The 13,260-nt window shown below is 70.6% G+C and carries 11 protein-coding genes; 6 read left to right on the top strand and 5 right to left on the bottom strand.

Annotated features, from left to right (window positions below):
* Positions 1-51: 51 nt before the first annotated feature.
* Entirely contained in the window at positions 52-357 is a 306-nt protein-coding gene (locus tag L3078_RS01940) for an ArsR/SmtB family transcription factor (RefSeq protein ID WP_239750208.1), read from the top strand.
* Complete coding sequence (locus L3078_RS01935; protein WP_239750207.1) at positions 354-746, top strand: VOC family protein; 393 nt, start codon at positions 354-356, stop codon at positions 744-746. Before L3078_RS01940 ends, L3078_RS01935 begins: the two co-directional genes overlap by 4 nt.
* Positions 747-770: 24 nt before the next feature.
* On the opposite strand, the gene L3078_RS01930 is transcribed toward L3078_RS01935, so the two are convergent.
* On the bottom strand, positions 771-2,333 hold the full coding sequence (locus tag L3078_RS01930) for a cellulase family glycosylhydrolase (protein ID WP_239750206.1): 1,563 nt from the start codon (positions 2,331-2,333) through the stop codon (positions 771-773).
* 350 nt (positions 2,334-2,683) lie between these two features.
* Here L3078_RS01930 and L3078_RS01925 point away from each other — a divergent pair, with 350 nt between their 5' ends.
* Positions 2,684-3,760 (top strand): LacI family DNA-binding transcriptional regulator, encoded by a 1,077-nt coding sequence (locus L3078_RS01925; RefSeq protein ID WP_420864029.1) that lies wholly within the window; start codon positions 2,684-2,686, stop codon positions 3,758-3,760.
* 79 nt (positions 3,761-3,839) lie between these two features.
* Positions 3,840-5,363 carry a glycoside hydrolase family 43 protein gene (locus tag L3078_RS01920; protein WP_239760169.1) on the top strand — a complete coding sequence of 508 codons (1,524 nt, stop codon included), beginning with the start codon at positions 3,840-3,842 and terminating at the stop codon, positions 5,361-5,363.
* On the opposite strand, the gene L3078_RS01915 is transcribed toward L3078_RS01920, so the two are convergent.
* From L3078_RS01915 to L3078_RS01900, 4 genes are read right to left on the bottom strand one after another with little or no spacing between them, the layout of a single operon-like run.
* Entirely contained in the window at positions 5,342-6,181 is an 840-nt protein-coding gene (locus tag L3078_RS01915; protein ID WP_239750205.1) for an ABC transporter ATP-binding protein, read from the bottom strand. The two genes, L3078_RS01920 and L3078_RS01915, sit on opposite strands and share 22 nt — an antisense overlap.
* The gene (locus tag L3078_RS01910; RefSeq protein ID WP_239750204.1) at positions 6,178-7,971 is read right to left on the bottom strand and encodes a dipeptide/oligopeptide/nickel ABC transporter permease/ATP-binding protein; all 1,794 of its coding nucleotides are present in this window, start codon (positions 7,969-7,971) and stop codon (positions 6,178-6,180) included. The genes L3078_RS01915 and L3078_RS01910 overlap by 4 nt, the downstream gene beginning before the upstream one ends.
* Positions 7,968-8,909: an ABC transporter permease gene (locus L3078_RS01905; protein ID WP_239750203.1), complete on the bottom strand. Its 942-nt coding sequence runs from the start codon at positions 8,907-8,909 to the stop codon at positions 7,968-7,970. Before L3078_RS01905 ends, L3078_RS01910 begins: the two co-directional genes overlap by 4 nt.
* A gap of 9 nt (positions 8,910-8,918) precedes the next feature.
* Entirely contained in the window at positions 8,919-10,472 is a 1,554-nt protein-coding gene (locus tag L3078_RS01900; RefSeq protein WP_239750201.1) for an ABC transporter substrate-binding protein, read from the bottom strand.
* A 403-nt stretch (positions 10,473-10,875) separates the two neighbouring features.
* Between L3078_RS01900 and L3078_RS01895 the strand changes: the two genes are divergently transcribed.
* Positions 10,876-11,856, top strand: coding sequence for a LacI family DNA-binding transcriptional regulator (locus tag L3078_RS01895; protein WP_239750200.1), 981 nt, complete (start codon positions 10,876-10,878; stop codon positions 11,854-11,856).
* Positions 11,857-12,267: 411 nt separating this feature from the next.
* Complete coding sequence (locus L3078_RS01890; RefSeq protein ID WP_239750199.1) at positions 12,268-13,188, top strand: alpha/beta hydrolase fold domain-containing protein; 921 nt, start codon at positions 12,268-12,270, stop codon at positions 13,186-13,188.
* Positions 13,189-13,260 lie beyond the last annotated feature (72 nt).

Below are 13,260 nucleotides of genomic sequence, written 5' to 3'. Positions count from 1 at the left end.
GCGTCGGCCGGTCACTTGATAGGCAAGTGCATACTTGCCTATGCTGGGGGTGTGGCCGACGACCTGTTCAAAGCCCTGGCCGACCCCACGCGCCGGATCATTCTCGACGAGCTCACCGAGAAGTCCGGGCAGACACTGTTCGAGATCTGTTCCCGGCTGAGCATGAGGCATGGGCTCGGGATCTCGCGTCAGGCGGTCTCCCAGCACCTCGCCGTGCTGGAGTCCGCGGGGCTCGTCGAGACCAGACGGGAGGGCCGCTACAAGTTCCACGACCTCGACACGGCCCCACTGCGGCGGATAACCGAGCGGTGGCCCGTGACCGACACCCCCGGACAGCGGCAGGAGAACACCCCGTGAAGATCCATCTGACCAGCGTCTTCGTCGACGACCAGGCCAAGGCCGAGCACTTCTACACCGAGATCCTGGGCTTCGTGAAGAAGCACGACGTCCCGGTGGGCGAGAAGGACCGCTGGCTGACGGTCGTCTCACCCGACGAGCCCCACGGCACCGAACTCCTCCTGGAGCCCGCCGGTCATCCGGCCGCCAGGACCTACCGGGACGCCCTCGTCGAGGACGGCATCCCGCTCGCCCAGTTCGCCGTCGACGACGTGCGCGCGGAGTACGAGCGGCTGCGCGGCCTCGGCGTGCGCTTCGTCCAGGAGCCCGTGGAGATGGGCCCCGTCACCACCGCCGTCTTCGACGACACCTGCGGCAACCTGATCCAGATCGCGACGGAACCGAAGTAGGGGCCCTCCCTTCGCCGACCGGGATCAGGCGGGCGAACCGGTCACGGTGCCCCCCGACTTGGTGACGTGGTACGTCGCCTTCGCGCCGCTCCAGAAGTGGAAGGTGAGCGTCACCCGGGAGTTCTCCCGCAGGGAGGTGAAGAACTCGGCGGTCAGCTTGATGGCGTCGTCGGTGTAGGCCGAGAACGCGGTGTCCCACTGCTGGTACGAGGTCCAGTTCGCCGGTCCCGCGTTGCTCCCGTCGTCGTACCGGGCCTCCATGGTGGCGAGCCGGTCGCCCCGGAAGCGGGTCGGGATCGCCAGGCCGGTGGTGCTCCCGGAGGCGGCCGAGAGCACCGGGCTGTCGGCGGTGATCACGTCGATCCGCCAGGGCACGCCCCGGGAGAACCGCGCCTCCAGTGTCGCGTTGACCCCGTACGCCCGGTCACCGGCCAGCTCGGTCAGCGCGGTGGCCGTCAGGGTGAGCCGGTTGCCGGAGAGCGTGTAGTCCCTGCCCTGGCGGAGGTTGCGGGAGCCGTGCCGCAGCCCCTGGAAGTCGGTGCCGTTGGGGTTGAGGGTGAGGTCCTCGGCGGTGATGGCACTCGATCGCGGCAGGAACACCTCGTCGCTGGAGGCGGTCCCGGAACGGGTGGTCCAGCTCGACTTAATCTGCCCGAACAGCTCCGCGTCGCGCCATCGGAGGGTGGTGCGGTTCAGGAACTGACCGGCGTCCCACAGCATGGTGGTGAAATTCCTACGGCGGGCGTAGTCGCCCAGGAACTCGAAGTACTTGCGCTGCTCTCCCCGTTGGATGATGCCGGGCCGGTTGTGGTCGTAGGCCAGCAGGGCGTACTCGCCGATGACGACGGGGATGCCGCGCGCGGTGAACGCGGCGTGCACCCGGTCGAAGGTGGCCGTCAGGTCCTGCTCCGAGGTCGCGTCGAACCGGGTGTACCCGGCGATGTTCACACTGAACGGCCACCAGCCGTAGAAGTGGACCGTCGTGGCCACCATGGGGTCGCGCAGCTCCGCCAGCTCGGCGGCCAGCGCGTCGAGGCGGCCCTGGTCGGCGTTGGTGTACAGGGTGGGCAGCACGAGCAGCCGGTTCGCGTTGCCGCCGCCCGAGTCGCGGACGACGCGGTGGAAGACCCGGTTGAGCTCGGCCAGCAGCCGGTAGTTCTCGTCGTCGCCGGAGGTGCCGGTGAACGTGGGCTCGTTGATGCTCTCCAGCGCCAGCCGGGGCGACCTGTCGCGGAACTCCGCCGCTATCTGCGTCCAGGTGGCTCGGTAGCGGGCGAGGACGGTGTCGTGGTCCGTGGGGAGGGTGTCGACCCACATCCAGGAGTCGTGGTGCATGTTCAGCAGGACGTACAGGTTCTCGTCCAGTGCCAGGTCGACGACCTGGCGCACCTTCGCCATCCAGGCCGCGTCGATCGTGTGGTCGGGGGCGCCGCCCTGGTGGATGCCCCAGGTGACGGGCAGGCGGATGCTCTTGAACCCCTGTGACCTGACCTTCTGGAAGAGGGCCCGGGTCACCGGAGGGTTGCCCCAGGACGTCTCGTCGGGGATGGCGTCGTAGGTGTTGCCCAGGTTCCACCCGGGCTGCATGGCCGCCACCGCGCTGCGGGCGGCCGGGGAGCTTGCCGGGGGGGGACGGGGGGATCGGCGGCCCGTGCGGTGGCGGGCATGAGCGGGATCAGGACGAGCGCCAGGAGCAACGCCGTCAGTGCGCTTGCGAGTCGTCCGCTTGCGAGTCTTCTCGTCATCACGTGCACCTTCTGAAGTGGGGGTGTGCGACGCGTGGAACCGGCCCGGAGGCCAGGAGATGCGAACTCGAAGAGAAGGAAACTTTCTCTCTCAGCGGCGGAGAAATTAACATGAGGACGCTTCGGAGGCCACAGTCGCGGCGACCCGAGATGCCAGAATGAAGCGGACAACCAGCAGACGGGCGGGCGATCTTGGCGGACTACACGGCCGACGGGCCGGTGGACGGCGTGGACGGCGACGAGGGACGGGGCGACACGTCCCGGCCGGTCACGATCGCGTTCATCGCCGAGTCGGCGGGGGTGTCGGTCCCCACCGTCTCCAAGGTCATCAACGGCAGGTCCGGCGTCTCCGCGGACACCCGCGCCCGCGTCGAGGAACTGGTCGAGCGCTACGGCTACCGCAAGCCGACCGGCGCGCAGCGCAACAACGTCGTGGAGCTCGTGTTCCGCGAGCTGGAGCACCTGTGGGCGGCCGAGATCATCAGGGGTGTCGAGCGGGTCGCCCGCCGCCACCGCGTCGGCGTCATGGTCTCCGAGTTCGGACTGCACGACTCGGACCCGCTCACCTGGGACGACACCGTCGCCCGGCGGCCGAACTGCGTCCTGTCCGTGGCCCAGCTGTCCGAGGCCGAGCGGGAGCAACTCAGGGCGAAGGGCATCCCGTTCGTCGTCTTCGACCCGGCCACGGAACTGCCCGACGACGTCCCGTTCGTGGGTGCCACCAACTGGTCCGGCGGCCGGGCCGCGACCCGCCACCTCACCGAACTCGGCCACCGCCGTATCGCCATGATCGCCGGCCCGCGTGACCAGCTGTACTGCTGCGCCCGCCTGGACGGATACCGCTCCGCGATGGGGGCCGCCGGTCTGCCGGTCGACCCGGAACTCGTCGTGCACGCGCCCCTCACGCCCGAGGACGGGCACCGGGCGGCACACTCCCTGCTGGCCCTGCCCGACCGTCCGACGGCGATCTTCACCACCAACGACCTCCAGGCGCTCGGCGTCTACCAGGCGGCACGCGAGGCGGGACTGCGGATCCCCGACGACCTGAGCGTCGTCGGATTCGACGACCTGCCGGTCGTGGCCTGGGTCGACCCGCCCCTGACGACCGTTCACCAGCCGCTGACCGAGATGGCCGTGGCAGCGACCGAACTGGCGCTCACCCTCGGCCGGGGCGAGGCGGCGCCGCAGGCCGGGCTGGAGATCGCGACGACCCTGACGGTCCGGGCCAGCACCGCGCCGCCCCCGGAAGCCGACCGGCGAGGCCATTGACCGCCCGGACGGCCGTTACTAGCCTGGTCGGGAAACTTTCCATAGAGGCAGAGAAACTTTCGTGACTGCGAAAGGACCCCTGAGGGTGACCAGCGTGTCCGAGACGGACCCCACCATCAGCAATCCGGTGATCCCCGGCTTCTACCCCGACCCCTCCGTCTGCCGCGCGGGCGACGACTACTACCTCGCCTGCTCCAGCTTCGAGTACTTTCCGGGCGTCCCCCTCTTCCACAGCCGGGACCTCGTGCACTGGACCCAGATCGGCAACGCCCTCGACCGCCCGAGCCAACTGCGGCTCCCCCCGGACACGGCCTCCTCGGGCGGGATCTACGCGCCCACCCTGCGCCACCACGACGGCCGCTTCTGGCTGATCGTCACCAACGTCAGCGGCGACGGCAATCTGCTGTTCACCGCCACCGACCCGGCCGGACCCTGGTCCGACCCGATCCGGCTGCCCGGGGTGCACGGCATCGACCCCGACCTCGCCTGGGACGACGACGGCACCTGCTGGTGCACCACCGCCGGAGTCGGGCAGATCGGCCTCGACCCCCACACCGGGCAGACGTCCGGCACCCGCCGGCACCTGTGGTCCGGGGCACCCGGCGCCAAGGCCCCCGAAGCACCGCACCTTTACCACATCGGCGACCACTGGTATCTCCTCATCGCCGAAGGCGGCACCGAGCGGGGCCACGGCGTCTCGATCGCCCGCGGCAGCAGCCCCACCGGCCCGTTCGAGCCCTGCCCGGCCAACCCGATCCTCAGCCACCGCGGCACGGACCACCCCATCCAGAACACCGGCCACGCCGACCTCGTGCAGGGACCGGACGGTTCGTGGTGGATGGTGCTGCTCGGCGTCCGGCCCGGTGGCGGCACCCCCGGCTGGCACGTACTCGGCCGGGAGACCTACCTGGTGCCCGTCGAATGGGTCGACGGCTGGCCCGTCGTCGGTGAACTGTCGACCACCATGCCCGCACCGCCCTGGCCCCTCACCCCACCCGCCGGCGCACCGGAGATCCGGGACGACTTCGACGCCGCCGAACTGGCGCCGCACTGGATCTCGCTGCGCCGGCGCCCCCCGGAGGACTGCACCACCAAGGAACGGCCCGGTTCACTGACCCTGCGGGCCCGTGGCGGATCCCTCGACGACGCCGACGTGACGTTCGTGGGACGACGTCAGCAGCACCCGTCGTGCCGGGTGCGCACCCTGGTCGACGTGACGCGGGAGCAGGGGCAGGGCGGCCTCGCCGTACGCCTCGACGAACTGCACCACTACGCGGTCGAGACGAGCGACGGACAGGTGCGGGTCCGCGCCCGCATCGGCCCGTTGAGCACGGTCGTGGCATCCCGGCCCGTACCCCCCGGGCCCGTGGTGCTCCGCGCCGAGACGGCCCCCACGCCCATGACCGACGCGCGGACCGGCCCCGACCACGTCTCGCTCGGCTACGAGGAACCGGACGGCACCTACGTCGAACTCGCCTCGCTGGACGGGCGGTACCTGTCCACGGAGGTCGCCGGAGGCTTCACCGGCCGGGTGTTCGGCATGTTCGCCTCCGCGGCCTCCGTCCACTTCGACTGGTTCGACTACGAGCCGCTGGAGAGCTGAAGCGACCGCTGCTCCCGGCGCCGCCGTTGCAGGTCCGGGTCGGGCACGGGTGCGGCCGCCACCAGACGGCGGGTGTACTCGTGCCGGGGCCGGTCGCACACGTCGACGCTGTTTCCCTCCTCCACGATGCGCCCGTGCTGCAGGACCAGCGTGCGGTCCGCGAACTCCTTGACGACGGCGAGGTCGTGCGTGATGAACAGATACGCACAGCCGAGCGTGCACTGCAGCTCGGCGAGGAGCTCCAGCGCGGCCGCCTGGGTGGTGACGTCGAGGGCGCTCGTCGGCTCGTCGCAGATGATCAGCTTCGGCTTGCGGGCGACCGCCCGGGCGATGGCGATGCGCTGGCGCTGACCTCCGCTGAACTGCGCCGGGTACCGGTCCGCCGCGTCCTCCGGCAGCCCGACCCTGCGCAGCAGTTCGGCGATGTCGTCGCGGACCTCGCCGGGGGACCGGGACGAGTCGGCGAGCAGCGGCTCGGCCAGCGTCCGGCCCACCGGCAGCGCCGGGTTGAGCGATCCGTACGGGTTCTGGAAGATCGCCTGGAGGTCGGGGGCGAGCAGCCGGCGGGCCCGGCCGGTGAGGTGGGTGGTGTCCCGGCCGTCGAGCCGGACGCGTCCGCCGCTGACCGGGGTCAGGCCCAGCACCGCGCGGCCGATGGTGGTCTTGCCCGAGCCGGACTCGCCCACCAGGGCCACCGTCTCGGCACGGCCGACCTCGAACGACACCTCCTCGATGACGGTGGTCGGGGGCTTGCGGAAGCCTCGGCCCGGGTAACGCACCGCGAGGCCGTCGATCTGGAGTACGGGAGTTCCGGTCACGCGATCCTGCCCTCGGTCTCGGCCACGCCCTCGGTCCTGTCCCCGGTGCGAGCGATGCTGGGTGTGCTCTCGATGAGCTTCTTCGTGTACGGGTGCCGGGGCCGGTAGAAGATGTCCTCGACCGAGCCCTCCTCCACGATCCGGCCCTGCTCCATCACGATCGCGCGGTCGCAGCTGTCGGCGACCACGCCCAGGTCGTGGGTGATCAGGACGATCGCCATGCCGTGCTCGTCGCGCAGCGACCGCAGCAGGTCCAGGATGCCCGCCTGCACGGTCACGTCCAGTGCCGTGGTGGGTTCGTCGGCGATCAGCACCTTCGGCGACCCGGCCAGCGCCATGGCGATGACGACACGCTGGAGCATGCCGCCGGACAGTTCGTGCGGGTACCGGCGCGCGACGTCGTCGGGATCGCGCAGCTGGACGCTGGTCAGCAGCTCACGGATCCGCTGCCGTACGGGGTCCTTGCCGCCGTCCGCCACGTCGCTGGTGCGCCGGATCACCTCGGTGAGCTGGGAGCCGATGGTGAAGTACGGGTCCAGCGCCACCATGGGCTCCTGCGACACCAGGGCGATCTCGCGGCCCCTCAGGCGCTGCAACTCCCGTTCCGCCAGGCCGCTGACGCGGGTGCCGGCCAGCCAGGCCGCGCCGCTCGTCACTGCTCCGTTGGGCGGGAGCAGCCCGAGCAGGGACAGCCCCGTCACCGTCTTGCCGCTGCCGGACTCGCCCACGAGGCCGAAGATCTCGCCAGGTCGGACGCTGAAGCCGATGGAGTCGACGACGGTACGGGGACCCTGCTCGGTGCCGAACGCGATGGAGTAGTCCCGCACGGCGAGCACCGCCCCGACCGGCGCGGTGCCCGACGGCTCGACGGCCTTGTCGAGGGCCACCGCGGGGACGGGCCGCCGCGACCGGCCGCCGGTAGCCTGCCGCTTGTCCTGTTCGAGGTCCCGCAGGCCGTCGCCGACGAGCCCGAAGGACAGGGACATCAGGCCGATCACCCCGCCGGAGACGAACAGCAGATAGGGGTCCTGCTGCATGATCTGCGCCGCCTCCCCGACCATGCCGCCCCAGCTGGGGGCGGGCGCGGGGGTGGCCAGGCCGAGGAAGCCGAGGCCGGTCTGGATGGCGAGGGCGTTGCCGGAGAAGAGGAAGACCGGGACCAGCACCTGCCCGGTCAGCCGGGGGAGGATGTGCCGGGCCATGATCCGCGCCGGGCCGAGCCCGGACACCCGCGCGGCGTCCACGAACAGTTCCTCGCGCAGCGCCAGACAGGTGCTGCGGATGATCCGGGCGAGACCCGCGGAGGCGAAGAAGCCGAGCGTGACCATGGCGGCGACATTGCTCTGGAAGAAGATCGCGAGCACGGCGAGCGTGATGATGACCGTCGGCACCGAGAGCATGACGTCCAGGACGGCGACGATGACCCGGTCGGTCCAGCCGCGCAGATAGCCGGCCAGCACCCCCAGGGACAGGCCGACGAAGGCGTACACCAGGACGGCCGCGGCCACGCCGACCAGGGTGGGCCGTCCGCCGTACAGGAGCCGGCTCAGCACGTCGCGGCCGAGCACGTCGGTGCCCAGCGGGTGGTTCGCCGACGGACCGGACAGCGTGTGCAGCAGGTCCTGCGCCAGGGGCGGATGCGGTGCCAGCAGCGGGGCGAGGATCACGGCGACGGTGATCCCGACGACCACGACCAGTGCCGCGGCCGCGAAGGGGCGGCGCCATATCCCGGCGAAGGGGTTGAGCCTCGCCCGTGATCGCGCCCTCGGGGGCGCCTCGACAGTGGTCATTCCGTCCGTACCTTCGGGTTGAGGAGGCTGTAGAGGACGTCCACGAGCAGGTTCACCACGATGACCATGACCGTGAAGGTGATGGTGAGCCCCTGGACGACCGGGAGATCGTGCTGGTTGGTCGCGTCCACGACGGTGGTGCCGAGGCCGGGCAGGGTGAAGACGTTCTCGACGAGGATCGTGCCGGGGATGAAGGTGACCATCATCAGACCGATGGTGGTCACCACCGGCAGTCCGCAGCCCCGCAGGGCGTGCTTCCAGATGATCGAGGTGGGGCGGACACCGGAGGCCCGCAGTGTTCTGATGTGGTCCAGGCCGAGGGTGGTCAGCATCGCGTCCCGGGTGACCTTGGAGATGAACGCGATCCCGCCGATGGCGAGCGAGATCACGGGCAGCACCAGGCCGAGCGCCCACTGCCCCGGCGACTCGGCGAACGGGGTGTACCCGGTCGCCGGGAAGACGGCGAACTTGACGGCGAACACGGCGACCAGGACCAGGGCGATCCAGAAGTTGGGCACCGCGCTGCCCAGCAGCGACACGACGTCGAACACCCGGCGGCCGACCCGGCCGCGTGTCGCGCTGAACACGCCGAGCGTCACACCGACCACGGTCGCGACCACGGTGCCTCCGATCACCAGCGCCAGGGTGACCGGCAGACGCTGCCCGATCAGCCCCAGCACGGATTCACCGGAGAACAACGAGCTGCCGAGGTCGCCGCGCACGGCGTCGCGGAGGTAGAGCCAGTACTGCACGACGACCGGCTGGTCGAGGTGCATGGCCGCCCTCAGCGCGTCGTACTGCTCCTGCGTCGCGTTGATGCCGAGGACCGTTCGTGCCGGGTCACCCGGCACGAACGACTCCAGGAGGAAGGTGATCGCCGAGACGATCACCAGCAGCGGCACGGACAGCGCCAGCCTGCGGAGAATGATGGGAAACATCTGCCCTCGTCAGCCGGTGGTCCACAGGGTGTTGGAGGTCAGCTGTGCGCCGCCCTCCGGGAACTTCACCCCGCGCAGCTTGCTGTTGAACATGGCGATCGTGTCGGTCCCGGAGATCGGCAGGGCGAGCGCCTTGCGCACGATCACGTCGGTGAGGTCCTTCGACGCCTGCGCACTGGACTTCGGGGGCGCCGCGGCGAGCCGGGTGAAGGCGGCGTCGACGTCCGGATCGGACACCTGGAAGACGTTCATGATGCCCGTCTTGCTGAACGGCGGCTGCTGAGCGTAGAAGTTGGCCTCGCCGCCGGTGCCGGGCGAGAGCACGGTGGCCGCGTACTTCTTCGTCAGCAGGTCGTTGATCCAGCCGCCGAAGTTCGTGGCGGCTCGCAGCTTCAACTTGACGCCCACCTTGGCGAGTTGATCCTGCACGGCCTGGATCATCTTGGTCGTGGACGGGTCGAACGACCCGTAGTTCACGGGGATGGTCAGGCCCTTGGCGTAGCCCGCGTCCTTCAGCAGCTTCTTCGCCTTGGCGGGGTCGTAGGGGTACATCTCCGCTGCGGCCTTGCTGTAGCCGTCGTAGCCGGGCATCTGCGGCTGCGACACGGGGGTGCCGTAGTCGCCGTAGACCGCCTTCGTGATCGCCGCGCGGTCGACGGCGAAGTTCAGCGCCTGCCGGACCCGCTCGTCGCCGAGCCCCTTGACGACGGTGCCGTCACGGTCGAGGAGGAACAGGCCCGCCCAGGTGGTGGGCTTCTGGAGCGTGGTGATCGCCTTGTCGCCCTTGACGGTCGGCGCCACGTCCGGGGTGCCGTACATGAGGTCGATCTGGCCGGACTTCAGGGCCTGCACCTGGGAGTTGACGTTGGGCATCACCCGGACGGTGATCTTCTTGAAGTGGATGGCGTCCTGGTCGTAGAAGTTCTTGTTCGGGACGTAGACGTAGTGGTCGCCGGAGACGGACTGCTTGGCGTCGTAGACGTAGGGTCCGGCGCCGAAGGTGGTGGAGGCCAGCTTCTTCGGGGCCTTGAGCCCGGCCGGGCTGATGATGGCGCCGCCCATGTACGGGGGAGTGAACAGGGTGCCCATGTCAGGGTTGGGCGTGGGGCTCGTGACCACGACGGTCGCGTCGTCGGGGGTGGAGAACGTCAGCGGACGGAACCAGGCGACGGCGGGCCCGCTGCCCTTCTGGAAGTACTTGAACGAGTTGACGACGTCGGCGGAGGTGACGGGCGTGCCGTCGGCGAACTTCGCGCCCTTGCGCAGGCGCAGCTCGAACCTGGTGTTCTTCTTGCCGACGTAGCCCCACTTGTCCGCGAGGCCGGCCCCGAGGCTGCCGTCCGGCTTGCGGGTCAGCAGCGTCGCGTAGGCGGGGTCCATGTAGTTGAGGAAGGGCCCGACGGCGACCGCGGAGGGATCCAGACTGTTGGGCGCGGAGGACAGGGCGATGGTCAGGTCGACCGGGCCGGTGCTGCCGCTGTCGCTCTGTCCACCGCCGCAGGCGGCGAGGGAGAGCGTGGCCACCACGCAGATCGAGGCCTGGAGTGCGGTTCTTCTCTTCATCGAGGGTCTCCGAAAGGAAAAGCGGGCCGAATTGAGGAGGTTGCGAGGGGTCAGCCATCGAGGCGGGGAGCCTGGTGGGCGGATCCGCCGATGTTCGGGTGAGGAGCCGACGGGAGAGCCGCCGGGGATATGGGGGGACGATGCCGATTCGACGGACGAGCCCACCGCGGCGTAGTCGGAGGGTCACTCCGTCTCGTGGGCGCCGCGGGGAGTCTGCTTCAATGTCGGCGATCGGATGAGTCGGTAGGGCGTCCCATCGCGAAAACCTCGCATCATCGCTACTTGGAGTAGCTTTAACGTGTCGCTAACACGTTAAAGTGGGTGCCCGTAAACTAACTGTGTCTCCTGCGTCGCGCAAGAGGTTCGTGGAAGGTGGTCGTCGATGGCACCGCGAGGCGCGAGAGTGACGAGTGCGGACGTGGCCCGTGAGGCGGGTGTCTCGCGGGCCACGGTGAGCTTCGTGCTCAACAACACGGCCCACCAGAAGATCACCGACGCCACCCGTCAGCGGGTCCTGGACGCGGCCCGCAAGCTCGGCTACGCCCCCTCCGCCGCGGCCCGGGCCCTCCGCTACGGACGCTCCGACGTGGTGCTCGGCCTGCTGCCCGACTGGCCGCTCGGCTACGCCACCGGCCTCCTCGTCCAGGAGCTGACGCTCGCGTTCGCGAAGCGTGATCTCACGTTCGTCGTCCACTCCAGCATCCGGGGGGCCCGCTCGCTGGGCGAGATCTGGAAGGCGGTCACCCCGGCCGCCGTACTGGCCTTCGCGCCGTTCTCCGAGGCCGACCACGCGGCGATGCGGGCCGCCGGCACCGAGGTGATCGCCGCCCTGTACGAGGACACGGGGCTCGGGGAGGAGGAGGGCATCACGAGTGCGAACGCCATCGGCGCCCTCCAGGCCCGCCATCTGGCCACCTCCCACCAGCGCCTCGGGTACGCCTATCCCGACGACGAGCGGGTCGACGTCTTCGCCCGGCCGCGCCTGGACGGTGTCCGCAAGGTCTGCGCCGAGCTGGGGCTGCCCGCGCCCGAGGTCCGGACCGTCCCGCTGACCCCGGGGGCCGCCGCCGAGGCCGTACGGTCCTGGCTGGACGCCGATTCGCCGGTCACCGGCATCTGCGCGTTCAACGACGACGTGGCCGTGAGCGTGCTGTCCGGTCTGCGGTACCTCGGCCTCGAAGCGCCCCGGGACATGGCCGTGGTCGGCGTCGACAACACCCCTGCCGCGGCGGTGTCCTGGCCACCGTTGACCACCGTCGTCCAGGACCTCCCGGGGATCGCCGAGCTGTACGCGGACTCGGTGCGGGCCGCGCTCGACGGGACACCGGCCGCGGGGCTCCAGGTGGAGCCGCGGATCAGGCTGGAGATACGCGGGTCGGCCTGACGGGCGGTCGTGACGGGGAGGCCGCCGGTCGTGATGGGGCTGGGCAGAAATCGGTACGAGGCTCATCGAGAGGCCGGTCCAGAGGCTGGGAGGCCGGTCCAGAGCGGTCAGGCGGACACCGAGCGCGGAGAAGCCGGTCGCGGAGAGTTCCATAGCGGGAAGGCCCGCCGAGGAGCCGGTCACGAGGGGGTCGGGAGCGGCCAGAGTTGAGAGACGCGAGGGGCGGGAGTCGCGAGGGCGGGGAGGCGCCAAGGCGGCTGAACCGGCCTGGTCCGACGTCTGTTGCCCTCCCCCCCCGTGTCGACCCCGGACCCTTCCTCAGGTCTCGACACCCCTCCCGGAGAGTTCCCGGCGTGCGAGCCATGTCGGGCCCCATGCCCACCCTGACGTCACCACCGAAAAGAGGTCACCATGCCCCTGGACCCCTATCTCGCGGAGCGACTCCACCTGATCGCCGGCCTCACCTTCCCCGATCTCGCCGAGGCGGACGCGCGGGCCAGGTTCGGCGTGTTCATGCGGGATCCGGCGGAGTGGACCCAGCCCGCCGTCGTCGTCGAGGATCGTGAGATACCCGGGCCGCACGGCCCCGTGCCGGTACGGACGTACACGCCGGCCCACCCCGCCTCCAGGGCCGTCCTGTGGGCGCACGGCGGCGGGTTCGCCGCCGGTGACCTCGACATGCCCGAGGCGCATGTCGTCGCGGCCGAACTGGCCGCGCGGACCGGGGCCGTGGTCGCCTCCGTCGACTACCGGCTGGCGACGGGCGGGGTCCGCCACCCCGTCCCGCCGGACGACGTCCACACCGCGTGGCGCTGGCTGCGGACCGAACAGGCCGCCGACGCCGACCTGGTGGCCCTCGGCGGGGCGAGCGCGGGCGCGGCGCTGGCGCTGTCCGCCGCGCTGCGGGACCGCGACGCGTCGCTGCGTCCGGCCGATGTCCTGCTGCTCGCCTACCCGTTCGCGCACTTCCCCGTCCCGGCGCTGGACGCCGCCACGGCCGCCGAGATGGCGGACTTCCCGCCGACGATGAGGTTCACCACGGCGGACATCGAGTTCATGGTGGAGAACTACGTCGGCCGGCTCACCGACCTGCCGCGTGAAGCGCTGCCGGGCGCTGCCCCGCTGCACGGCCTCCCGCCCGTCCGCGTCCTGATCGCCGAGTACGACGACCTGCGGCCCTCGGCCGAGCTCCTGGCACGGCAGTTGACCGCGTCCGAGGTCGGCGTCACGACCTACCTGGCCGCGGGCATGCCGCACGGCCACCTCAACCGGACCCCGGCGCTCGCCGAGGTCGACCGTTCGCTCGACTTCTTCGCCGACGCCCTGCGCTGAGACATGAGACTGGTAAGAGCGGCCCGCCGCGTGTCAGGGAGCAGCGGGCCGCTCGTACGGGGGCCCGGTCGT

Source organism: Streptomyces deccanensis, assembly GCF_022385335.1.
GTDB classification, from domain to species: Bacteria; Actinomycetota; Actinomycetes; order Streptomycetales; family Streptomycetaceae; genus Streptomyces; species Streptomyces deccanensis.
This window is presented reverse-complemented; position numbering and strand designations above follow the sequence as displayed.

Coding starts and splice junctions, on each gene's coding strand:
- L3078_RS01930 (WP_239750206.1), bottom strand. CDS start 2,333: ATGCAGCCCGGGTGGAACCTGGGCAACACCTACGACGCCATCCCCGAC.
- L3078_RS01910 (WP_239750204.1), bottom strand. CDS start 7,971: ATGACCACTGTCGAGGCGCCCCCGAGGGCGCGATCACGGGCGAGGCTC.
- L3078_RS01905 (WP_239750203.1), bottom strand. CDS start 8,909: ATGTTTCCCATCATTCTCCGCAGGCTGGCGCTGTCCGTGCCGCTGCTG.
- L3078_RS01900 (WP_239750201.1), bottom strand. CDS start 10,472: ATGAAGAGAAGAACCGCACTCCAGGCCTCGATCTGCGTGGTGGCCACG.
- L3078_RS01890 (WP_239750199.1), top strand. CDS start 12,268: ATGCCCCTGGACCCCTATCTCGCGGAGCGACTCCACCTGATCGCCGGC.